Annotated in this window: 13 protein-coding genes and 1 pseudogene; 7 read left to right on the top strand and 7 right to left on the bottom strand. The window is 51.7% G+C overall.

Features of this window, described 5'->3' with window-relative positions; translation table 11 throughout:
• Window positions 1-318 precede the first annotated feature (318 nt).
• Window positions 319-5598: an Ig-like domain-containing protein gene (locus CYPRO_RS04500; protein WP_114983480.1), complete on the top strand. Its 5280-nt coding sequence runs from the start codon at window positions 319-321 to the stop codon at window positions 5596-5598.
• 119 nt (window positions 5599-5717) lie between these two features.
• Here CYPRO_RS04500 and CYPRO_RS16410 read toward each other — a convergent pair whose 3' ends face one another.
• From CYPRO_RS16410 to CYPRO_RS04530, 6 genes are all read right to left on the bottom strand, one after another.
• Complete coding sequence (locus CYPRO_RS16410; protein WP_124245521.1) at window positions 5718-5972, bottom strand: hypothetical protein; 255 nt, start codon at window positions 5970-5972, stop codon at window positions 5718-5720.
• A gap of 1418 nt (window positions 5973-7390) precedes the next feature.
• Window positions 7391-9445 carry a S9 family peptidase gene (locus tag CYPRO_RS04510; protein ID WP_164682533.1) on the bottom strand — a complete coding sequence of 685 codons (2055 nt, stop codon included), beginning with the start codon at window positions 9443-9445 and terminating at the stop codon, window positions 7391-7393.
• Window positions 9446-9720: 275 nt separating this feature from the next.
• Window positions 9721-10389 (bottom strand): peptide-methionine (S)-S-oxide reductase MsrA, encoded by a 669-nt coding sequence (gene msrA, locus CYPRO_RS04515; protein ID WP_114983483.1) that lies wholly within the window; start codon window positions 10387-10389, stop codon window positions 9721-9723.
• 81 nt (window positions 10390-10470) lie between these two features.
• Complete coding sequence (locus CYPRO_RS04520) at window positions 10471-11100, bottom strand: low molecular weight phosphatase family protein (protein ID WP_114983484.1); 630 nt, start codon at window positions 11098-11100, stop codon at window positions 10471-10473.
• A 5-nt stretch (window positions 11101-11105) separates the two neighbouring features.
• Window positions 11106-11378, bottom strand: a complete 273-nt coding sequence (locus tag CYPRO_RS04525) for a GlsB/YeaQ/YmgE family stress response membrane protein (RefSeq protein WP_114983485.1) — start codon at window positions 11376-11378, stop codon at window positions 11106-11108.
• Between the two features lie 24 nt (window positions 11379-11402).
• Window positions 11403-12404, bottom strand: a complete 1002-nt coding sequence (locus CYPRO_RS04530) for a sugar phosphate nucleotidyltransferase (protein ID WP_114983486.1) — start codon at window positions 12402-12404, stop codon at window positions 11403-11405.
• A 176-nt stretch (window positions 12405-12580) separates the two neighbouring features.
• On the opposite strand from CYPRO_RS04530, the gene CYPRO_RS04535 reads away from it, so the two are divergent.
• Window positions 12581-14215, top strand: a complete 1635-nt coding sequence (locus CYPRO_RS04535; RefSeq protein ID WP_240644834.1) for a UDP-N-acetylmuramoyl-tripeptide--D-alanyl-D-alanine ligase — start codon at window positions 12581-12583, stop codon at window positions 14213-14215.
• A 269-nt stretch (window positions 14216-14484) separates the two neighbouring features.
• Here CYPRO_RS04535 and CYPRO_RS04540 read toward each other — a convergent pair whose 3' ends face one another.
• A complete protein-coding gene (locus CYPRO_RS04540) occupies window positions 14485-15717 on the bottom strand; it encodes an FtsX-like permease family protein (protein ID WP_114985699.1) in 1233 nt (410 codons plus the stop codon).
• Window positions 15718-15907: 190 nt separating this feature from the next.
• Between CYPRO_RS04540 and glgB the strand changes: the two genes are divergently transcribed.
• The 5 genes and pseudogenes from glgB to CYPRO_RS04565 all read left to right on the top strand — a co-directional run bounded on the left by glgB (window position 15908) and on the right by CYPRO_RS04565 (window position 23835).
• Complete coding sequence (glgB, locus tag CYPRO_RS04545) at window positions 15908-18109, top strand: 1,4-alpha-glucan branching protein GlgB (RefSeq protein ID WP_114983487.1); 2202 nt, start codon at window positions 15908-15910, stop codon at window positions 18107-18109.
• 238 nt (window positions 18110-18347) lie between these two features.
• Window positions 18348-19910, top strand: a pseudogene (malQ, locus tag CYPRO_RS04550) (4-alpha-glucanotransferase); the annotation flags it as partial.
• Between the two features lie 387 nt (window positions 19911-20297).
• The gene (locus CYPRO_RS04555; protein WP_114983489.1) at window positions 20298-21098 is read left to right on the top strand and encodes a glycogen/starch synthase; all 801 of its coding nucleotides are present in this window, start codon (window positions 20298-20300) and stop codon (window positions 21096-21098) included.
• A gap of 7 nt (window positions 21099-21105) precedes the next feature.
• Window positions 21106-22524, top strand: a complete 1419-nt coding sequence (locus CYPRO_RS04560; RefSeq protein WP_114983490.1) for a hypothetical protein — start codon at window positions 21106-21108, stop codon at window positions 22522-22524.
• Window positions 22525-23835, top strand: coding sequence for a hypothetical protein (locus CYPRO_RS04565; RefSeq protein WP_124245522.1), 1311 nt, complete (start codon window positions 22525-22527; stop codon window positions 23833-23835). It begins immediately after the preceding gene.
• Window positions 23836-23863 lie beyond the last annotated feature (28 nt).

The following is a 23863-nucleotide window of genomic DNA, read 5'->3' on the forward strand; positions in this document are numbered from 1 at the left end:
GACTGGATTAAAACTTTTTCCTTTTTAAAAATTGAATTCATCTTGTGGAAAAATTCCATAAGAATTAAGGACTTGCGTTTAAATTTAAGGGCGTACAAGCTGATTCCGGTTGATTTATAGCATCACTAGCTAAGCTTAATCAGGAGTAGATGCCTGCAATGAATGTCATTGCATGAATATTATTTGCGTACATCATATAGATATAAAAAATATGTCTCAGCATGTGTTGATGGGTTTTGCCCTATCAGTAAAGCATGTTTTTGATGTTAGTGCAATGCATTATTGCTCCTTAACTATCACTAATCCAATCAAAAACCCATGAAACATCTGCACAATTGTTATAAGAGCGGATGGCTGTTTCTGACCGTTTTGCTTGTCGCTTTGGCCTGGTCGCCAAACATACAGGCACAACACTTTGGAAGCACCCAGTCGCTTGACACCACAGAAGCAGTCGTTGATCGTGAGGCGCTGATGAACCGCTTCACCGAAGCGGAACTCAATAGCTTTACAGCGCTTTCGCCCCGTTTGCTGTCCTCCTTCACAGCTGATGAACTCGCTTTAATTTCACAGATAATGGATAAAACCATTACGGAATTGAGCGCAGCTGAAGAACAGCTTATGAACCGCCTCAACGCCATTGTTGCCTCATCCGCTGACCCATCATTTTTTGAAGGCCTGCAAGATGAGGATATTGTTTGGTCAGAAGGATTCACCGAAGGAATACCCGAAAGCTGGACCGTAACGGATGATTCCGGTAATGGCTTTACCTGGGTTGCCAATGAACCTGGTGGAAGTACGCCTGATTTTGACGGTTTTGCCATTGCTGACAGTGATGCAGCCGGTTTAAGTGCTGGTCAGGTTGCCACAACAATGTCAACCGAAGCCATTGATATCTCCGGACTGGATGAAATTTCCTTTATCATAAGTCACAGCTATCAACATCTTGGTGATCAATCCGGACGTATTGAATGGAGTCTCGATAATGAAAACTGGGAGCTGCTTGCCGAATATACCGAAAGCACCGGCTTTCCTGGTGGTATCGAAGAAAGCTTCAATATCACGGACGCGGTTGCAGGAAACGACAACCTTTGGTTTCGTTTTGTATTCGATGATGCTGGCGGTTGGACTTGGTGGTGGGCTATCGATGCCGTAACCATCTCCAGCGCTACAGATGACAATGGTGAAGAGCCTGATCCTGATCCGGAAGAATTCATTACACACGTAATTGATGAAGTAGCTTATGCAGGCGCAAGCTTCCGTAATGTAACAGGTGATGCGTTTCTCTCGGGTGAGCTTACCGCTTTCGATCCTGATTTTGCGATTATAGAACAGGCCGGGGGGACATGGAGCAATGATTTTGCTGTCATTCTTACCGATGCTCCTGAACTTTCGGAAGAATCAATAGTTCTGCAAATTGGTGGCGCAACCGCTTTCAATTCTGAGTCTATTCTGCTTGATTGGGTAGGCGGGGTTGGAGATGCAGCCGTAACGGATGCTGTTACACTGCCTGAAGCGCTTGATCTTGACGGCCTGTATGTTTGGGTTGGTAACGGATGGGCGTCCCCGGCGTCTGTGGGTGTTTGGAGCGGAACCATCGATTTTATCGGAGCCGAAGGAGAATTTGCACCGCCGCTTGAATTTGCGGAACTTCAGGTTATCCACAATGCAGCCGATCCTGCCCTCGCTGAAGTAGATGTTTTCATCAACGGCGACCTGTTTGCAGCGGATTTCCCGTTCCGTGGTGCAACCGGATACCTTACCGTAGATGCTGGCTTTACCCTTGATATCGGCGTTGCCGCACCTGGTGAGACGGAGCCGCTTCTCAGCTTTGAATTTACCGGTGAAGGCGACGAGGCCTATGCCCTGATCGCACAAGGTGTAGCTGATCCGGCTGCTTTCGCACCAAATCCTGATGGCATTGATACCGCCGCAGAGCTGCTGCTTGTTGAAGGCCGCCGCGATGCCGCTGAATCTGCTGATGATTTCGAATTCTACTTGCATCATGGTGCAACCGATGCGCCGGCAGTAGATATTTTCGTGCGCGAACTCGACGCCACCATTCTGAGTGACGTACCCTATCTCGCCTCCTCAGATTATTTCAGCGTACCAGCTGATGTTTACACCATCGAAGTACGTCCGGCCGGTACAGAAACTGCCGCGGCTACCTTCAGTGCAGATGTAAATGGCCTTGAAGGTGTGAGCGCCGGCATTCTGGCATCTGGTTTCCTCGATCCTTCCGCCAATCAGGATGGAGAAGCGTTTGCCCTTGCCGTTGTTCTTGAAGACGGAACCGTGGTAACGCTTGAGCCGCTTCAGGGCCCGATTCTTACGGTTACCCCTGGTGAGATTGAGTTTGGCGATGTAGCTGAAAACTTCGAAGTGTCAACTGATGTAACGTTTACCAATTCCGGAGTTGCCAATCTTGCAATTCTTGATGTCGAAGTTGAAGGCAGCGCGTTTAGCATTGATTTTGCAGACGCTACAGTATTAAATCCGGGTGCAAGTGAAACTTACACGGCTACATTCAGCCCGGATGCCATTGGTGAATTTACAGGTGAAATCATCATTACCAGCACCGATGCGAACAGTCCGACCACTGTGCCCCTATCCGGAAACGGCGTAGCCGGTTCAGAAGTCGTATTTGATCCTGCCGAAATTTTGGCAACGCTTGCAACAGAACAGGAAGATACATTTGAGCTCACGGTCAGCAATGAAGGTGCCGGCGAGCTTGAGTTCTCTTTCCCTGACTATATGATGGAGCGCATTCTTGACGGAAACGACCGTAGTATGGATGCCGTCCGCGCCCGCATGATGACCTCTGTTCGTTCTGCTTTTGCAAATACACAGGAAGCGATTCAGGCAAACAATGAGCGTTTCGCCATCAATCACTATCTGCAAACCGGCGAGTTGCGTCAGGCCTCTGATGCAGCTGTAATCGAAGCCTATCACGCACAAATTGCGTCTCAATCCGGTGCAGCTGCAGCAACACCGATGAGCGATGGCTTTTTGATTGAGTTTGATGGGTTCACCGGTACTGGTGGCGACTTCCTTACGGTCGCTGACGGACTGAGCGGCGAACTTACTGCAGTAAATCCGGACTTTGTTATTGATGCCGCTGAAGGCGGTACATGGGCAAACGACTTTGCTGTACTCTTTACCACCGAACCCCTGGAAACAGGTGCCGAAGTTGACCCTGAAACGGTTGTATTTCAGGCTGGTGGTCTCACAGCTTATGGTCCTGCCGGTACCCGTGTTGCATGGGGTGAAGGCTCATCGGGTACTCCCGGTACAGCTGTTACAACGCCTATTGCACCTCCGGCTCCTCTGGATATGTCAGGTGTCTTTGTTTCTATCGGACACGGATGGACTCCGGGCGGCCCAAGCACATGGACTGGTTCAGTTGAACTGGTTGGTGTGAGTGCCGGTGCTGATTTCATCACCGATGTAAGCCCGGCTTCCGGAACGGTAGCACCGGGTGGTTCTGAAGTCGTAACCCTTACGCTAAGCTCTGCCGGCCTTATCGGTGGCGAGTACAGCGGCACACTTAATGCCCTCACCAACGATCCTGCCAATGAAGAGGTAGATATACCGGCTGTGCTCACGGTTACCGGTGATCCTGCTATTGCTTTCGATCCTGCTGCACTTGACTTTGGTCCTGTTTTCGTAGGTGAGAGTGCAACGCAGACCGTGACGGTTTCAAACCCGGGCTCAGACCTGCTTGTTGTTGATGGCTTTGCCAGCAGCAGCGATGTTTTCACAGTTGAAAGCGAAGCATTTGAGTTGCCCGTTGGTGATACATTTGAAGTCACCGTAACCTTTACCCCGGATGACTCAGGCGAGTTTACCGGTGACCTTAGCTTCGACAGCAATGCTATCAGCGGAGAGACATCCGTAGCGCTGTCAGGAGAAGGTGCCGACCCTGGTGTTCTTGAGCTTGATCCTGAAAGCATTGCATTCGATGTAACGGAAGGTGAAAACGGAACATTTACGTTTACACTCTCCAATACCGGTGCGGCTCCATTCGATTACAGCATTGGTGGCGGATTTGTAGCGGGCGAAAGCCGCGTTCTTTCTCCGGAAAGAGAAGCAACCGCAGTTCAAACAACAGAAGCTTCTCAGCAGCGCGCTGCAGAAGGATTTGACTTCAATACTGTAGCCCCTGATCACGTCCGTCAGACATCCTATGAAGCTGAATTCCCGTTTGTGAACCGTAGTGTTTTCAACGACGAAGTTATCCTGACACACTCGCTGTCTCAGGTGGTTGAGCCATTAACCGGTGTTCGCTGCGGCGGCGGCGGTACAACAGCTGAAAACAGCTTCATGCGTACCTACACGCTTACTGACTTCGACATTGATGGCGGGTTTGACGTAACCGCTGTTCAGTTTGGCGTTGAATCAGCCATTGGCCCGGCGCTTCCTATCGAAGCCCGTATTTACCTGCTTGAAGGTGACTTTGTGTTCGCTAACATGACCCATATTGGTACCGGCGCAGCTACCATTGATGGGAGTCAGGATCTCTCTGTCGTTACAATACCTGTAGAAGCGGAAGTCCCTGCAGGCGCTACTATTGTGGTTGAGGCGTTTGTCTTCGACTCTGATACCTCAGACCTTTTCCCTGGTGCGAACAGTGAAGGAGAAACATCACCGTCATACATCGCATCCGAAACCTGTGGTATTCCTGAGCCTACATCTTACGCTGAGATCGGCTTCCCGGATGCACACCTGGTACTTAACGTGGTAGGTGAAAGCGGTGACGGCCTGTTCGTCTTTGAACCTGGCGCCGGAACAGTTGCTCCTAATGAAACAGTAGAGGTTGTTGTAGATGCCGAAACAGCTGAACTTGAAGCTGGCGAGTACAATGCAGAAATCGTAGTAAGCACTACTTCACCTGCAACGCCTACAGGCGTCATTCCTGTCACTTTTGAAGTGATTGAAGAAGAACTCTTCTCTGAGTTCGTAACCTTCCAGGTCGATATGACTGCTCAGGCTGAGCTTGGTAATTTCGATCCTGCACTGGGTGATGAAGTATATGTTCGCGGAAGCTTCAACGACTGGTCAGTCATCGAAGGTGATGAAATGATCGACGACGGCGAGATGGTATTTACCATTGAGACCGAAATCTTCGGTGAAGCTGGTACAGTAGTTGAGTACAAGTACTACATTCTTGCCGGCGACGGCCGTGAACTGCCCAACGGCGGTTGGGAAGAGGACTCTGTAGGTGAAGGCGGAACCAACAACCGTCTGCTCGAGCTGATTGGCGAAGATCAGGTATTGCCTGTTGTATTCTTCAACAACCTGCCGCCTACAAGCATTAACCCGGATCTGGAAACCCCGGTTGAGTTTGCCCTTAACCAAAACTATCCGAATCCGTTCAATCCCACAACCAACATTGAATATGCTCTGCCTGAAGCTGCCGAGGTAACGCTCGAAGTCTTCAACCTGCAGGGACAGCGCGTGGCGGTTCTCGTGAACGGACAACAAAATGCGGGTACGCACACAGTAACGTTCGACGCTTCCAGACTTGCTTCCGGTATGTATCTGTACCGTCTGCAGGCAGGCAGCTTCGTACAAACACAGAAAATGATGCTTGTGAAATAATGTAGCATGCATCGTATCTGCCTCAGGGCGTACCAGCTCCCTGAAGTAAAGACAGATTTTATTCTGTTTTTAAAGGTAGATTGACCCAAAGCCCCGTCGGATTTCCGGCGGGGCTTTTTTTATACGCCAAACTCGGATTCCAAAAGCAAGAGCAAATCAGGGATTCGTATTTTCAGGGTGAACTCCATGCACAACACGTTGCGCACGGTTGGTTGCGTGCAATCCGCGAAATCGGCATGCCATGATCTTGAAACAGCCGGGAACCCAAGCCGCGTAGCGGTGTCGTCTTCATAGAAACCCGCAGTCACCCCGAATAAATCTCCCCGCGCGCGCCGCAGGCGCGCCCGCGGGGTCGGGCGTACAGCCCGTAGCAAACCCGTGCAAGGTGTTTTTCCCTACGACCCCAAAAACTGCGATTACCACCTGAGAAAGCCCCTTTATTTTCGTTGCTCATAATCCGGATTTCGTGTTTTTGAACAGGATTTTTATGATTTGCAGGATGAACAAGATGGGCGTTGTAATTCATCTTCTGCACGGTGATTGCTTCCGGCACCCACTCCGAAGGAGTGATATGTTTATAGCAAAAGCTTGCCACCCACCCCATTTTCCCGCGCGTGCCGTAGGCGCGCCCGCGGGGCCGGGCGTATAGCCCGTGACAAACCCATGCAAGGTGCAACGGCCGGAGCCCCAGACCCGGCGTTCCGTGCCATCCGCAAACACCTTCAGGCACAGGGCGTACCTCCGGCACGCTGATATTGATGGGGGCGTCCAATTTTTCTACCCACATGCTGCCCCTACAGGGCAGGGGTAGCTGGAAATGGGCACGTTGCCCTGTGCGAATGTTTCGAAAGGGTGATCGCGTACCAGCCGCCAACTACTATAAGTCGTGCGAATAACGGTCACGGTATTTGATCTGCCCGTAACCCAAGCCGCGTAGCGGTGTCGTCTTCATAGAAACCCGCAGTCACCCCGAATAAATCTCCCCGCGCGTGCCGCAGGCACGCCCGCGGGTTCGGGCGTACAGCCCGTAGCAAACCTGGCATGGTGTTTTTCCCTACGACCCCAAAAACTGCGATTACCACCTGAGAAAGCCCCTTTATTTTCGTTGCTCATAATCCGGGTTTCGTGTTTTTGAACAGGATTTTATGATTTGCAGGATGAACAAGATGGGCGTTGTAATTCATCTTCTGCACGGTGATTGCTTCCGGCACCCACTCCGAAGGAGTGATATGTTTATAGCAAAAGCATGCCACCCACCCCATTTTTCCGCGCGTGCCGCAGGCACGCCCGCGGGGCCGGGCGTACAGCCCGTGATAAACCCATGCAAGGTGCAACGGCCGGAGCCCCAGCCCCGGCGTTCCGTGCCATCCGCAAACACCTTCAGGCACAGGGCGTACCTACGGCACGCTGATATTGATGGGGACGTCCAATTTTTCTACCCATATGCTGCCCCTATAGGGCAGGAATAGCTGGAAATGGGTACGTTGCCCTGTGTGAATGCTTCGAACGGTTCAAGCCTTCGTGCCAACAACTATCTCCCACCTAAACAAGAAGGGTTCGGAATGAAACCGGACTGTGGCATCGGACATTTGCGGTGACGGTCTCTCAAAAAATGTTTCCCGAATCCCCGAATCCCCGAATCCCTGAATCCCTGAATCCCTGAATCATCGAATTCTCAAAAAAATGTCCCCAAAAACATCCCACAAAAAAAGGCAGCTTCTCTGTTTGCGGAGAAGCTGCCTTGTCAAAAACCTGAAGCCCGTTCAGACTTCATCAGACTTCACATTAAAAATCAGTCGAAGGTAATGCCGAAGTCGCTGAAGTTGAGGTGTGTTGGCGGTACCGGCTGATTGGCGTCGCCTTTCAGGTAGGTATCGAACCAGCGAATCATGCGCAGGTTGTAATCGAGGCGTGAAGTTGCGCGAACGTTGCCGTGACCTTCATTCGGGTACAGCACGAGGCGGAGCGGTACTTCCGGCTTACGAACCTTGATGTGGCGGTAGAGCTCGAGCGACTGCGCCGGGTGCACACGCGTATCTTCTGCGCCGTGCATAATCAGGAGCGGGGTCTCGGTTCTGTCAACATAGTAAATGGGGCTGCGGCGGAGGTTGCCTTCCCAGTAGTCCCAAAGTCGCTTGCGCGAATGTACGAGATACAGTTCTTCGGGGATGTCGCTTGTGCCCCACTTCGAAATATTGTTGCTAATGCCCACGAACATTACGCCTGCAGCGAAGCGGTCAGAGTAGTAGGTACTCATCCAGGCTGTACCGTAGCCGCCGTAGGAGCCGCCGGTTGCGCCCACACGGCCTTCGTCAACGAGGCCGCTTTCAATCAGGTAGTCCACGCCATCCACCACATCATCGAACTCGGCGCCGGCAAGGTCACTTTGGGATGATTTGATGAATTCAAGGCCGCGCCCTGTGCTGCCGCGGTAGTTGGGATAAAAGACGGCGTAGCCGCGTGCCGCCATCAGCTGACCCGGCAGGGAGTAGCCGGTGAGCCAGCCATTGCTGTAGTGGGCTTCCGGACCGCCATGAATAACGGTGATGAGCGGGTAGCGCTCGGCTTCATTCTCGTTGAACGGACGGATCAGAAGGCCTTCAATCATGCGACCGTCGCGGGCAGGATAGGTGATCAGTTCCTGAACGCCCATGGCAACTTCAGACAGCCACGGGTTGGTTGTGGTGAGGCGCTCGAGCTCATCACTGCCACGGCGCAGGAGGTAGGCTTCCCGCGGATGTTCCGGGGTATCTACCGCAAAGGCTATATGTCCGTTATCAGAAACAGAAAAACTGCGCTTGATCGGGCCGCCGAGATCGATCAGCCGCTCTTTGTTGCTGCCGTCCGGGGCGATGGTACCAAAGCTGCTCCAAACGCCTTCACTTGCAAGGAAGTGAATGGTGTCGTCGGCAGTCCATTTGATCTGCTCGTACTTGCCTAAAAAGTCCGGATTGATGTTTTCAGGCGTGCCGCCTTCGGCGCTTACGACCATGATACGGCCATCGATGGGGTCATTGATGGAATTTCCGGCACGCAGAGCAAGACGCTCGCCGTTAGGGCTCCACTCAATCTGACCGATTTTACCGGCATTATCAATGCGGGCCTGAAGGGCACCGGTGTTGCTGTCGAACACGTGAACGACCTGAAACATGAGCTCATCATCCACTTCAGGTGTCGGAGCAATGGAGGCCGCAATCTGCGCGCCACCCGGTGCAAAACTCAAAATGTAGTACGATCCGGTAACCCCAAGGTCAACAACCTGACGGTTTGAGGCCTGAAGGTCTACCACATGCGCAAGGCGCTGCGGACGGTTTTCTTCAAAATAAATAGGCTCGTAGGGAAGGGGATTTTCGGGCAGGTCCATTTCTTCATTGGCGAAAAAAGCGAGACGGCGGCCGCGGTCGTCCCATACGTATCCGAGCATATTTGACGTGTGCATAAAGAGCTGACGTACTTCGCCCGTAAGCGGATTCAGCTCGTATACCGCGTTGAACTCATCGTCATCCATGCGGGTGACAAAGGTGAAAGAATCAAGCGTCGGGCGGGCTGCAAGTCCGCCGGGGTTGCGGTCGAGGGGGACCTGACGCACTTCGCCGTTCATCAGATTCATGTAGTGAAGCTCTACGGATGACGGGCTGTTATCTGTGCGGGGATCAGCCGGTACCACTTTGGTGAACGCCACATGCGTGCCTTCAGAGGAAATGACGACAGCACCGACATTTTCCATCATGGCTAACTGCATAGGTGTCATAGGCTGCTGCGCCTGTACATTTGTTTGTACAGATAACAGCACCATTACAGTGAGGGCGCTAAGCCACGAGAGTGGATGTTTGAAAAGAAACATCATAAAATTTAGGTTTGATTCTGGGTTGGATGAAACCATTACCTGCGCTCTCCGGGTCTGCTCACCCGGACCTGTCTGCGAATGATGAGACAGGAGGCAAGACAGACGATTGGTGAACGACGCAGCGTAATGAAGTGAAGTGAAACGCAAAAAAAAAGCATTCTGCAGCTGCGTAGGCAAGAAACTGCATGAATGCTTCATAAATAAGGAAAAATCGTCAGAATTGACGAATACGGAAACATTTTTTATTGATTCCGCTGAAAATCATAAGGGAAGCCTTAGCGGCCAAAGCGCTCATCGAAAAGGCGCTCGAATTTCCGGAGTTTTGGTACGATCACAACCTGACAATAAGCCTGATCCGGATTCCGGTTGAAGTAGTTCTGATGGTACTCTTCCGCTTCATAAAAAACATCAAGTGGTACAATTTCGGTAACGATGGGGTTGGGCCAGATTTCAGCTGTATCGAGTCTTGCTTTCACCTGCTCAGCCGAGTCGCGCTGTGCGTCGCTTTCATATAAAACGATGGAGCGGTACTGCGGGCCTATATCGTTTCCCTGCCGGTTGAGGGTTGTGGGATCGTGGGTGCGGAAGAAAATTTCCAGAAGTTCTTCATAGCGGACTTCGTTGGGATCGAAGGTGACCTGAATCACTTCTGCATGTCCGGTTGTGCCGGTGATGACCTGACGGTAGGTGGGATCGGGTACGTGTCCGCCTGCATAGCCGGATACAACGGCATAGACGCCGTTTACCCGCTGAAAAACAGCTTCAACGCACCAAAAACAGCCGCCGCCGAAGGTCGCTTTTTCTGCGTGCTCGGGAATCATGTGTGCCGGGGTATTGGTGTAAGTAGGGTTGGCAAATGTGCGGTCCTGTGCACGCGCGCCAAAGGCAAACCAAAGGATGGCAAAAAGCGCAAGGAGCAACAGGATGAACGCGTATTCTTTCATATTCGCCGGTTTTAGGGTGATGAATTAGGTCTCCTGTGAGAGACTACTGCGCCAACAATGTGCAGGGGTACATCATTCAGCTCAGCGGTGCAGGCGGGAGAAGATATAGTGCATTTCCCCGGCAATCTGAGCGGAGCGGGTATCGTAGGTTTGGGCTTCTGCGGGGCTGTCATCACTGGTTTTGGGGTCATCGTAGGTGACACGGGCACGGACGAGCGCACCGGGCACAATCGGGCAATTCTGATCGGCGTCGGAACAGGTCATCACCGCAATCAGTGGTTGGGTGATGGCGGGATCGTCAAGGGTTTTCGACCAGAGCTGCATGGGAGGGACTGTATCCACATCTGCGTAACGGCAGCGGTAGCGCGGATTTTCACCATCACCCGGCTCCGCGATGTCAAAGCCGCAGCGGGACAGTGAAGCGACCGTGCGGGGGTTGCAGGCCGTGACTTCAGTGCCGGCGGATTCCATCCGGTAGGGCAGGGAGCCTTCCGTAAGCTGATACTGTACGACTTCCGCCCAGACCCGAGCGAAATGGCTGCGCCGGGAATTGTGCGTGCACACAAATACGAAGGATGGCTTCGGCTCATGACGCATGGCTTCCCGTATGCGTGCAATTTCGTCGTCTAAATGGGCTTTGCGGTCGCCGGCAGGAAAATGTGCTGCGGCAGCTTTTTCAAGAAAAGCGGAAATGTTGGGGAGGAGTGACATGTGAATTATTTTTTACCGGTGAGGAGGCTCAGGATCGTGACAAAAACAACGGAACCGATGATGGACCAGATGACCGGAAACGATTCGCCCCCAATGGTGAAGGTGAACAGTTCCGGCAGGTTGAGCGTCCGGCTCATCCATGAGCCGATCAGCGCGCCGATGAATCCGAGTACGATCGACACTACGCAACCGCCCTTGGATGTGCCGGCAATGGACTGACCGATGGAGCCGCATACGCCGGCAACGAGAAGAAGGAAGATGAATTCGAATAAGCCCATGGATAAAATATTTCGTGTGAAAAGTTAAGCGAAACCTACCAGTGAATGGTCTCCGATGTGCAGGCTTCCATTAAAGTCTTTGACTTTCGCCAGTACACCCACAGAGCTGTTGTTGAGGGAAACCTGCTCTGCCTGTGCCTGTTCGTTGAGGATACTGTTCTGAATCGTACTGTTGCGCACAACAGCTCCCCGTTCAATCACGGCGTTGGGTCCTATGGTGCTGTTTTCGAGGACGACATCCGGGCCTATGAAAACCGGCTCATGGATGGTGCAGCCGCTGTGTTGTACAGTTTCGGGATCTGTTGCGCTGGTTTTGAGGACATGAAAGGTGGTGTCGAGCCAGTTTTGGATGGTGCCGCAGTCGAGCCACTCCTGCACCGTAGCGGGACGGAAAACTTTGCCCTGCGACAAAAGGGCTTCAATGGCGTCGGTGAGTTCATATTCACCCCGCGGACTCTTGAGGTCGTTTTCGACAATGTTGATGAGTTCGTCCCGCAGGCCTTCCCCTTCCTTAAAATAGTATACCCCTATAATGGCGTGTTTTGAAACCGGCTCCTGGGGCTTTTCCACAAAGCCGGTGATACGCCCTTCTTCCATGAGCGCAACGCCGAAGCTCTGGTAGTTTTCCACTTCCTTGAGCCAAATGGCGGCGTCGGCTTCTTCGACCCGAACAATGCCGTCTGTGTTGAAGAGGGTGTCGGCGAAGGCGACGATGACTTCGCCCTGCATGGAGTCTTTTGCGCAGTAAACGGCATGTGCGGTGCCAAGGGCCTGGTGCTGATAATAAATACTGCCTTTGGCATTAAACCGCTGTGCCATGTCGCGCAGCTGCTGCTCTACGGCAGCGCCAAAATCGCCCAAAACGAAGGCAATTTCTTCAATGGGTTTTTCAAGGGTTTCGCTAAAGGTCTTCACAATACGCTCAACCATCATGGTGCCGGCGATAGGGAGCAAGGGTTTGGGCGTGGTATGCGTGTGCGGGCGCAGCCGGGTGCCGCGGCCCGCCATAGGTATAATAAGCTTCATTGGAGGATTTGAATGGCGGTTTATAAATGCGCCGAAAGATAGCGGATGTTGCTATCTTTCGCGAATGCAATCCCGCAGGCCCCATCAGCACCCGGCAACGATACGCTGCCTGTGCGGGTTGGCAGGTTCGAACGCCTGATTTTTGACACCCGGAATACACCCAACCGATTCTCCTTTTGATCTATTTCATCTTTGTAGAGCTTCTCATTTTTGCGTTTTTAATGGTTGTGCTTCGGCACAGCTTCATGCGGGCCAAACATTTCCTGCATGTTTTCCAGCAACTCGGATACAAAATGCCGGAATACTGGAAGTACATTAAGGGAAATCAGCTGGGGGCTTTTGTGGTAACGGCGCACCTGTTTGCCGTGCCGCTGTTTCTGCTCAGTTTTGTGGAATCGCGCTTTACGGTTACGGCCTACGCGCTGTTGGTTAGCATTTTCGGGATTGGCTTTTTTCTGCCTACGGCTTACATCCGCGCGCAGCGTCCGAAGAAGCCGCTGGTTTTTACACCGCGACTGAAGCGGCTCTTTGCAACCGTTGCAGTATTGTATGTAGTACTTGTACTTGCCGGAAGCCTGCCTGCCTGGCAGTTCCGGGTTCTGCTGCCGGATGTGACCATTCTCGCACTCGTTTGGGTGCTGGCTGATATGCTGACCCCGCTTTTTGTGCTGTTTGCCGCGTCGCTGATGAAGCCGGTGGAAAACCGCATTCAGGAAGGCTTTAAGCACAAGGCACGGCAAAAACTGGCGCAAATGCGCGATCTAAGAATCATCGGGATTACGGGCAGTTACGGCAAAACGTCGGTTAAATTCATGATCAAAACCCTGCTCGAAGAACGCTTCAGCGTATGTGCAACGCCGGGCAGTTTTAATACGCCTATGGGAATCTGCAAGGTGATTAACGGCGATCTTGAAGCCCATCATCAGGTGCTGGTGCTGGAAATGGGTGCCCGGCACCGGGGGAATATTAAGGAGCTGTGTGATATTGCGAGTCCGCACATTGCGGTGATTTCCAATGTCGGCAAGGCGCACCTTGAGAGCTTTGGCTCGCAGGAAATCATTGCCAAAACAAAGGGCGAGCTGCTGCTCAACAGCCGCCCTGACGCTACCGCTGTGCTGAACTCGGATGATCCGCTGGTGATGGGCATGCCGCGGCGGCAAAGCACGACGGTGATCCCTGCCGGACTTGAATCCGGGATTTTTGTGGTGGATGATGTGCGTTACGGGCGCGAAGGCTGCACCTTCACCCTTACCCTGAAGGAAACCGGAGAAAGCGCGACCGTCACAACCCGCCTGCTGGGTGAGCATACGATCCGCAATCTTATGCTGGCGTTTGGGGTAGGGCACCATTTTGGTCTCCGGCTGCAAACCATGGCGCTGGCTGCCGCACGTATTGAACCGGTCGAGCACCGTCTTGAGCTCAAACCCGCGGGCGACATCACCATTATTGATGATGCCTTCAACTCAAATCCCATTGGGGCCAAAAATGCGGTTGATGTGCTCGCGCAGTTTATGGACGGACGGCGGTTCATCATTACGCCGGGTATGGTTGAGCTGGGGGAGGAGGAGGAAGCCGAAAACCGCGCCTTTGGCCGGCATATAGGGGAATCGGGCATTGAGGGGGTGTATCTCGTCGGGCCGAAGCGTACCCGTCCGATTTATGAGGGTTTAACGGAAGCCGGCTATGCAGAAGACAAGATCAAAGTTTTTGAATCCTTTTTCGATGCGCGCGATTATATGAATGCCACCAAACAGCCGGGAGATGTGGTCCTGCTCGAAAACGATCTGCCGGACGTGTACAACGAAAGCTGACAGCACCCGTGCAGCTCACGCGATCAGGAAACGCGGTTTGTTTAATGGAGGGAAGACCGCTCACCATCAGGCGAGGAGTTCGCCCGTGTAAACCTGAGCACCTGTAACAGGATGGCATTTATATCCAAAATAAAATCAGTGCCATATTCTGAAACCGAAACACTGACATACTGAAAAAAAAGCAAGGCGCCCTGAGACCGATTTGGTATGCCCTGAACCAGCTTTGCACCCCTGATCCTCACGGAGTTTCCCCCAAAAAAAACGGGACGCTATTCGTAGCGGAGTCCGTCGGCGATTTCGATTTGGGAGGCGCGTTTTGCGGGGTAGAGGCTGGCAATGAGGCAGAGGAGGAGGCTTCCGGTGAGCACGAGGGCGAGGTCGCTGTAGGCAAGTACGACCGGGTAGGCGTCGATTACGAAGGACTCGGCACCGAACATTTTGACCATGCCAAAGCGCTCCTGTAACAGGGTGAGGGTGACGCCAACAGTGCCGCCGAGTCCGCAGCCGATGAGGCCGATGATAAGGCCCTGTTTGAGGAAGATGGCGCGGATATCAGCCGGGGTGAAGCCTATGCTACGCAGCATGGCGATGTCTTTGGTTTTTTGGATGACGATCATGGTGAGCGAGCCCACAATGTTGAGCACGGCTACGAGCACGATTATCATAAGGATGATGTAGGCGCCCCACTTTTCGAGGTTCATCACGTCGTAGAGGGCGCGCTGCAGGTCGAACCAGGTGCGGACGCTGTAGTCCGGGCCGAGGGCGGCTTCGAGGCGGGCTTTGACGGCGTCGGCCTGCCGGTAGTCGGCAAGCTGCAGGTCAACCCCGCTGATGGCGCCGCGCATGTTGAACAGGCGCTGTGCGGCGGCCATTTCGATGAACATGGGGGCGTCGTCCTGCGGCTGAATGAGCTGATAGGTGCCGCGTACATCGAAGGTGAAGTTGCGCGGTCCGGAAAACTGTGTGAGGCTTCGCTGAATGGATTCGGCGCTGGTGAGGCGGAGGTCGCCGCCGTAATCGAGGCCGAGTCGGGAGCGTTTTTGCCGGCTCATGAGCACACCGGGCCGCCTGTTGCTTATGCCGAGGTCGAAAGGGCCGTCCGGGAAAAAGGTTTCGAGTTCGAACATGCGGCTGAAGGCTTCGGTTTCGACACCCCGTATGCGGGCAACTTTGAAGTCCCCGCCACGCAGGGCGACGAGCGCTTTGCCTTCCACAAATGGGGAAACGACCTGAATTTCCGGAATGCCGGCAAGGGCTTCACGGTGATGGTCATCCCAGGTGAGCGACCTGCCGGTGGCGGATTCAATCCGGATATCGGGATCCTGCGCCATCATCCATCCTTTCACCAGGTCAAAAAAACCGTTGAATACCGACAGCACAATGATGAGTAGCGCGGTGCCCAGCGTAACCCCCGAAATGCTGATGAGTGTGAGCACGGAAACGAGGGAGATTTTCTTTTTGGAGAACAGGTAGCGTCGGGCAATGAGGGAGGTGGCCTTCATTCGGGATGGAAAAGTCGGGGGGATAAAAAGGTGATGAACACGGGGAAAGGCTGCGCCGGGGAAAAACGCTGTTTCGGAAGCGTACGGGTTTACCAAAACGGCTTATGCCGCCATAAATTAGCCCTAAAGGAATTCAGGCTAAATTCGTATTTTATAGGTTACATATTTTATACACAAAAACATATTCAAATTGGAAAGCAAGTTCACCAACACAGACGAGGCGAATGCCTTAATCTACGGGAATCACGGCAACCCGTTTTCATTTTTGGGATTTCATGAAGCCGTACAGGGAAAAAAAAAGGGTTTACTTGTAAGGGTTTTCAAGCCTGGTACAGAATCGGTTGTGCTGATTGAGCGCGCGAAGAACAAGCGTCACAGCATGGATAAAATTGCCGATGATGGTTTGTATGAGCTGTTTTTTCCGCGCTGCAAAAACAGGTTTGCCTATCAGCTGGAGCTTAGCTGGCCGGGCGGAAATACGGAAGTGGTCGAAGATGCGTACCGTTTTGGTAGCCTGATCAGTGATTTTGACCTTCAGCTTTGGGGCGAGGGCAATCACAGCCGCGCGTATGAAGTGCTTGGCGCACACGTGAAAGAGGTGGACGGCGTACAGGGCGTGCACTTTGTGGTCTGCGCTCCTTCCGCCAGCCGTGTGAGTGTGGTGGGACCGTTCAATAACTGGGACGGCCGCCTGTACCCCATGCGTAAGCTATTTGATCAGGGTTTGTGGGAGCTGTTTGTGCCCGCTATGGAATCAGGTGCTGTTTATAAGTATGAGATAAAGGCACAGGGCAACCCGCTTCCGTTTCTGAAGGCCGATCCTTACGGATTCGCTTCCGAAAAGCGACCTAAAACAGCTTCCATTGTTTCGGATATTTCCGGATTCAGCTGGGATGATGACGAATGGGTGAAGGCCCGCGATCAGCGTTTTGAAAAGCCCATGAGCATTTATGAAGTTCACCTGGGTTCGTGGAAGCGGCATTTAAGTACGAATGAGTTTTACACCTACCGCGAGCTGGCTGAGTCGCTCATCCCCTACGTGAAGGATCTGGGCTACACGCATATTGAGTTACTACCAATTTCTGAGCACCCCTACGATCCTTCCTGGGGCTATCAGGTTACCGGGTATTATGCGCCGACCAGCCGTTTCGGCAGCCCGGAAGATTTTGCATTCTTTGTGAATGAATGCCACAAAAACGACATCGGCGTTATTCTCGACTGGGTACCGGCGCACTTCACCAAGGATGATCACGGTTTGCGTCAGTTCGACGGCACGGCCTTGTATGAGCATGAGGATCCGCGTCAGGGGGAGCACAAAGACTGGGGGACCAAGATTTTCAACTTCGGCCGCAGTGAGGTCAAAAATTTCCTGATTTCCAACGCGGTCTTCTGGATTGACAAGTATCACATCGACGGATTGCGCGTGGACGCGGTGGCTTCCATGCTGTATCTGGATTATTCCCGTGAGGAAGGACAGTGGGTACCCAACAAATACGGCGGTCGTGAAAACCTGGAAGCTATTGATTTCCTGAAGCGCTTCAATGAAGTCGTTCATCAGGAATTTCCCGGTGTGATTACGCTGGCCGAGGAATCGACATCCTGGCCGCTGGTCTCTAAACCCACCTATGTGGGCGGTTTGGGCTTCGACTACAAATGGAACATGGGCTGGATGAACGACACGCTGAAGTATTTCGAGACAGATCCGATCTACAGGCGCTATCATCACAATCAGCTCACGTTCTCCTTCATCTATGCCTTCACGGAGAACTTCGTGCTGCCGTTCAGCCATGATGAGGTCGTTCACATGAAGCGCTCCATGCTGGATAAAATGCCCGGCGATGTCTGGCAGAAGTTTGCCAATCTCCGCGCGCTCTACACCTATATGATGGGACACCCCGGCAAAAAGCTCCTGTTTATGGGCGGTGAATTCGGGCAGTGGAGCGAGTGGAATGAAGCCAAAGAGCTGAACTGGTCGCTTACGGGCATGGATAAACACAGCGGTCTTCTGAAGATGACGGCCGACCTGAACAAGCTCTATCAGACCGAACGCGCGCTACACGAGGTGGACTTTGACTGGGCCGGTTTTGAGTGGATTGATTTTTCCGATGTGGATAACAGCATTCTGGCCTTTATCCGGCAGGCAAAGGACAAGGAAGAATTCATTGTCTGTGTGTACAACTTCACGCCTGTTTTCCATCGCAGCTATGTATTCGGGGTGCCGGAAGCCGGCGTTTATAAAACCATCTTCAACTCGGATTCCGAGTACTATGGTGGCAGCAATAAAGGTCTCGATACGGTACAGTCTGTGCCCGGAGAATGGCATGGCAAGCCCCATCATATCCAAATTGAAGTACCGCCGCTATCCGGTGTTATGATGAAACTCGTGAAATAAGGAACCCGCTTTAACAGCCTTGCTGTGCCTGTAGCGCGCAGCAAGGTTTTTTTATGCTCAGATTCACCCCGCAGTATGCAGGTCCGTTGTGGCCTACATTAGTATAGCTGCGGGTGATGTGTCCGGGGCATGATGGGGCGCTCTTCCTTAAAAAATATTCCGGAAGGAGTCCCGAGAGCGGGCGGTTCCGTGAGGGGATTTAATTTTATTTTAACCTACTTTCAAAAAAAGAACAAAAAAACCATACGCTATGAAATTTAATCGTGCAAGCGGTGTGCTGGTTCACCCTACATCCTTTCCGTCCAACTACGGGATGGGTGATCTGGGACATGCCGCGAAATTATTTCTCGACTTCCTGATTGAAACCAGACAGTCGATCTGGCAGATTTTGCCACTCGGGCCAACAGGCTACGGCAACTCGCCCTATGCAAGCTATTCGGCTTTTGCCGGAAATCCGTATCTGATCAGCCCTGATGTGCTGGTAAGCAAAGGCTTGCTGACGCAGGCTGAAGCGCATGAAGCATTCCTGCCGCAAACCACGCAGGCCGACTACGACAGTGCAATGCAGCGCAAGAATGAGCTTTTTCAAAAAGCACATGCACGTTTTGAGGAAGCCAACGGAAAAGACGGCGGCAAGGAAATGCGCGCATTTGCGCGAAAAAACAGCTACTGGCTGAAAGATTACTGCCTGTTTATGGCCTGCCTTGAGCACCACGAATTCCGTCCCTGGAATACCTGGGAGGAAGGGATTGCCCTTCGTAAGCCATCTGCGCTAAAGTCATGGGAAAAGAAACTGTCTGACCGGATCCGCTACTACCGCTGGGTGCAGTTCGAGTTTTACAATCAGTGGCTTGCCGTTCGTGAATACGCCAACGCAAACCGGATTCAGGTAATCGGGGATATCCCCATTTTTGTGGATCACAACAGTGCCGATGTTTGGGCACACCCCGAATTTTTTGAGGTGGATGAGCGGGGCAACCGCAAGCTTGTTGCAGGCGTGCCGCCGGATTATTTTAGCGAAACCGGTCAGCTATGGGGCAACCCCTTATATAAGTGGAAGGCGCTTAAAAACGATGGTTACACCTGGTGGATTAAGCGATTTGAGCAAATGATGGTGCTTACCGACGCCATTCGCGTAGATCATTTCCGTGGATTCGACGCCTACTGGGAAGTGCAGGCCGACGCGCCCAACGCAATGAAAGGACGCTGGGTGAAAGGTCCCGGTAAAGATCTTTTTGATACCATTTACAAGCATTTCGGCGAGCTCCCGATTATTGCCGAGGATCTTGGGATGATAACCAAAGAGGTCGTAGAGCTGCGCGACTACTATAATTTACCGGGCATGAAAATCCTGCAGTTTGCCTGGAATGATAATTCCGGCAACGGTTTCCTGCCGCACAACTATGATACAAGCAACTGCGTGGTGTACACCGGCACGCACGATAACGATACGAGCCGCGGCTGGTACATGCAGGCTTCCTCCCTTGAACAGCACCGTTTGCGGGAGTACACCCGTTCAGCCTGTGATCAGCCGGAAAAAGAGCTTATTCGCCTGGCCATGCTGTCGAATGCAGATATGGCTATCTTTCCGCTTCAGGATCTTATGGGTCTGGGAACCGAGCACCGCATGAACTTCCCCGGCACGGCTACCGGAAACTGGGGCTGGCGTTTCACCGCTGAAATGCTGCATGCTATCGACAAAGGGTTTCTTCTGCACCTGGTAAATATTGCCAATCGGGATCCGCAGCTTGGTCTCACCGACGCCAACCTGATTGAGCTGGAACCGGAAGAGGCAAATTGACCTTTAACGCATAAGTCAAATTCCTTATATTGAAAGCTTAACCAAAATCTGCCATGCCGCTGACGGGTGGCAGATTCTTTTTTTGTGCCGGGCTGCAAACAGCTACTGTTTGGTTTTCAGCCTGCAAGCACAGTTCCGATCTAATCAAAACAAGCCTTTTTGATTTTGTTTGCCGGCAAACCTTTGGTTTTCAAATGCACTACAAGCCCTGACTCCTGTGTGATGGTAAGGTTTAAACAACCCTTAACAAGAACCGGCGGAAAACCGGTGCTTCACAACTCATTCACAGGAAAGCGATCCTGAATCGTTCAACAAACCGTGCAGGTTTAGCTAAAGTGTCGCTGCAAATTTAATCACCCTGTAATCAAGTAACATTATTTCAGCCCTATGAAAATACTCTACGCTGCCGCAGAAATTTCACCTTTTGCACGCCTTACCAATAATGCCGATATGCTTCGGTTTCTGCCGGCTTCCCTGCAGGATAAAGGCTTTGAAATACGCATTTTACTGCCCAAATACGGCTCTATACACGACCGTCGTAACCGTCTGCACGAAGTGATCAGACTTGCAGGTATCGAAGTTGAAGTTGATGGCAATGTGGAGAGCATGCGCATTAAAGTGGCAAGCATACCCAATGCAAAACTTCAGGTGTACTTCCTGGATAACGACACTTTCTTTAAGCGTAAAGGCATGTTTAAGGATCCGAAAACGGATCAGTATTATCCGGACAACCTGCAGCGGCTCATTTTCTACAATAAGGGCGTTTTGGAAACCGTTAAAAAACTTGGCTGGCAGCCGGATATCATACATTGCCATGACTGGGCCGCCGGATTTATACCTGTTTACATGAAAACCGTTTATGCGGATCAGCCCATTTTTAAGGATACAAAAGTGATTTACAATCTTCACAGCCCCGTAAATGAAGGTCTCTTTGATATGGAATCGCTGCCGGTAATGGGACTTCCCGAAACGGTTGATCAGTCCAAAATAGGTGCTGACGGCAAAATAGACTTTCTCAGGGCCGGGCTAAGCTACTCAGATCACGTTGTGACCGGCAATGACATTCGCTCGGAATTCGACGAGCTTTTTACGCAACTTGGCATTGAAAGCACCAAGATTCAGGGTGCCCCACAGGACGTATCATCCAAATTCGCTGACTTTTATCGTACCATCAAACCGGAGAACTAAACCCTGTATGCAAAAAGGGACCGAACCAACGCAACCCCGCTACGTTCATTTTTACCAGCTGAAAACACTTGGGCTGTTCATTGCCGCGATGGTCTTGCTTGGAGGTTTATATGCCTGCAGCAACGACAACAACATCGCAGGCGCTTCATTTGTTGAGGGAGGACAGAATATCTCTGTTGATACGCTCGATGTTGAAGACTTTGAGATTGTAGATTTGCTCACTTACACCGGAAATCTGAGCGTTTTTTCAGCCGGCCGTTTCAATGATCCGATACTCGGAACCATTCAAAGCACGGCTTTCCTGGCGCCCGGCATTAATTCTGTTAACGTTTCAGATTCTGTTCATGCCGGTGCTGAAGTGTACCTTGTGCTGCACCCTTTCACTTTTATGGGTGATACAACCGGTACAGCTACCTTCAACCTGCATTTTATTGAACAGCGCTGGCGTCCGGTTTCGGTTCGTAAAGACACCGAAATTGCTTTCAATCCGGCGCCTTTTGGTCAGGTGAGCTTTACGGCAGAAACCGATTCGGTACTTTTCAAAATGCCGCAAGCCTGGGCTGATGAATACCGAGAATTCTTCAATGAAGAAAACAATCCCCTGGAAAATGTGCGCGAAAATCTGTTCGGTTTTGCGGTTGTCCCAACAGCGGAAACCAATGCTATTGTTAGTTTCAGCACAGAGTCTATCGTAAGTGATACGCTGGGTAACCGTAATTATACCGGAACCCGTTTGCTGGTCGTCAATCCTGAATCTGACGACGACGAGAATGGAAACGGCGGAGATAGCGGAGATTTCTTCCCGGCCGATGACGGCGACGACAACGGAAACGGAGACAATGGCAACGGGGACAATGGAAATGGCGATAACGGGGATAACGGCGGTTTTATCGATCCTTTTCCCAATCGTCAATCATTCTCAGCGCCGTTCAGGGGGAATGGTTTTAACACCATCCGCACAGATATCCCGGATCCGGATCCCGGCATTATCCCGGTCTTCAACACTTTTGAACAGGTATTGCGGCTCGATCTGAACCTGGACAGCCGTGATTTTTCATCACAGGCCGTCAGTCGGGCAGAATTGTTGCTTTTTGAAGACCTTGACGCAAGTACCGTACTCCCGGACGGGCAGGTACGCAGAGGCAGTGGCCGCCTTCAGTTTTATGTGCTGAATGAGACCGAGCGTAATTTTGAAGTCATCAAACTCCCGCTGTTCGAACCCCCTGTACGCGAATCCGATCTGTCATACCGGGTGAATGTTACCGAATTCATACAAACCTATCAGTTAGGGCGCCGGACCGAGACGGAATTTTTTATCACCTCAGGACCTAATAACGGTCAGTTCACACCAACTTTCCTGGCAGCGCCGGGTTCAGGTGAACGTTCACCCAAACTCATCATCACACGCATTAATCCGGAGAAATAAGTGAAGCTAACCGTAAAACTCTCGATGATACTCGTTCTGATGGTGCTGCACACAACTACAGCACATGCACAGGAAAATCTGGTACGCAGTGCTTCGGTTTATTCCGTGCTGGGCCTTGGTATGCCGCAGGATTATCTTTCCATTCATGGAACCGGCATGTCACTTATTGGTGTCGCAACGCCAGACCGCACCAAGGGGACACTGGCAAATCCGGCCATGTGGGGATCAACCTATCTCACACACATGACGGTTTCAGGGAATGTAACTACATTTGCAGCCAGTGACGGGGTGACCGACGCAAGCAGTACGCTGGTAGGCTTCGACCGTTTTCAGGCACAGATACCGCTCATTCGCGAACGACTGGGCTTATCCGCAGGTCTGTATCGCTCAACCGATGTGCGTTACACGCTGATTGAAGATTCCAATATTGTGCTTCCCACCGCTGACTCCCTGTCGGTTGTAGATTACACTTCTGCCGTTTCAGGTACTGGGGGGATTAACCGTTTGGAAGTAGGACTGGGATTAAGGCTCAACAACCATATCTTTATTGGCTATGCCCCTTCGATGAAATTCGGGATAATCGACGAAGACAACCAAATTCTGTTCAACAGCAGCCTGTACAGTCCGGTAAGGTACAACCAAAGAACCCGATACCGGGGGATCGCCCATCGCTTCGGAACCATGATAACCCTACCGCGGGTATTTTCTTCAAGGGATCAGCTTGTGTTTGGTGCGACCGCAACCCTTTCATCTGATTTGAGTGCACATCGTAAAATTAACACCCGAATCTTAACAGGTCAGATACTTAATGATCTCGAACTTGTACCAGAAGATGAATTTGGTAAACAAAATGTTACCTATCCGTTTGAGACAACCCTCGGTTTATCTTATTTTCCTACGCAATACACGCTGTTTTCCGCTGAAGTACATTTTCAGCAGTGGAGTCAGCTGAATTCTTTTGAATCTGAGGAACAGCTTTCATTTATGAAAGACCGGGTTCGCCTGGGGTTCGGCTTTGAATACGACGCTTTCAGTCGGGGTAACGAAGGGTTATTCAATAGTCTGATTTATCGTGCAGGCTTTTCGTATGATAACGGCCACCTCTCAATAGAAGGCACTGACATTGATACAATGTTGTTTTCTGTTGGTTTAGGTATTCCGTCCCCTTCCATGGGATCGTCTCTTGATCTGAGTTTCGACTTTGGTCTGAGAGGTACTGAAGATGACGGTCTTGTACGGGAAAGAATATTTGGATTGCGGGCTTCGTTAAGCTTCTCAGAACTCATGTTCCTGCAGCGTAGAGTTAATTAAACAGAAATACCTATCAGATTTATACCTG

The sequence above is a fragment of the Cyclonatronum proteinivorum genome (assembly GCF_003353065.1).
Classification (GTDB): Bacteria; Bacteroidota; Rhodothermia; order Balneolales; family Cyclonatronaceae; genus Cyclonatronum; species Cyclonatronum proteinivorum.

Bases quoted from the DNA above. Each gene is read 5' to 3' on its own strand.
- CYPRO_RS04560 (WP_114983490.1), top strand. From the start codon at position 21,106: ATGCAAAAAGGGACCGAACCAACGCAACCCCGCTACGTTCATTTTTAC.
- CYPRO_RS04520 (WP_114983484.1), bottom strand. From the start codon at position 11,100: ATGTCACTCCTCCCCAACATTTCCGCTTTTCTTGAAAAAGCTGCCGCA.
- CYPRO_RS04525 (WP_114983485.1), bottom strand. From the start codon at position 11,378: ATGGGCTTATTCGAATTCATCTTCCTTCTTCTCGTTGCCGGCGTATGC.
- CYPRO_RS04540 (WP_114985699.1), bottom strand. From the start codon at position 15,717: ATGAAGGCCACCTCCCTCATTGCCCGACGCTACCTGTTCTCCAAAAAG.
- CYPRO_RS04510 (WP_164682533.1), bottom strand. From the start codon at position 9,445: ATGATGTTTCTTTTCAAACATCCACTCTCGTGGCTTAGCGCCCTCACT.
- CYPRO_RS04555 (WP_114983489.1), top strand. From the start codon at position 20,298: ATGAAAATACTCTACGCTGCCGCAGAAATTTCACCTTTTGCACGCCTT.
- msrA (WP_114983483.1), bottom strand. From the start codon at position 10,389: ATGAAAGAATACGCGTTCATCCTGTTGCTCCTTGCGCTTTTTGCCATC.
- CYPRO_RS04500 (WP_114983480.1), top strand. From the start codon at position 319: ATGAAACATCTGCACAATTGTTATAAGAGCGGATGGCTGTTTCTGACC.
- CYPRO_RS04530 (WP_114983486.1), bottom strand. From the start codon at position 12,404: ATGAAGCTTATTATACCTATGGCGGGCCGCGGCACCCGGCTGCGCCCG.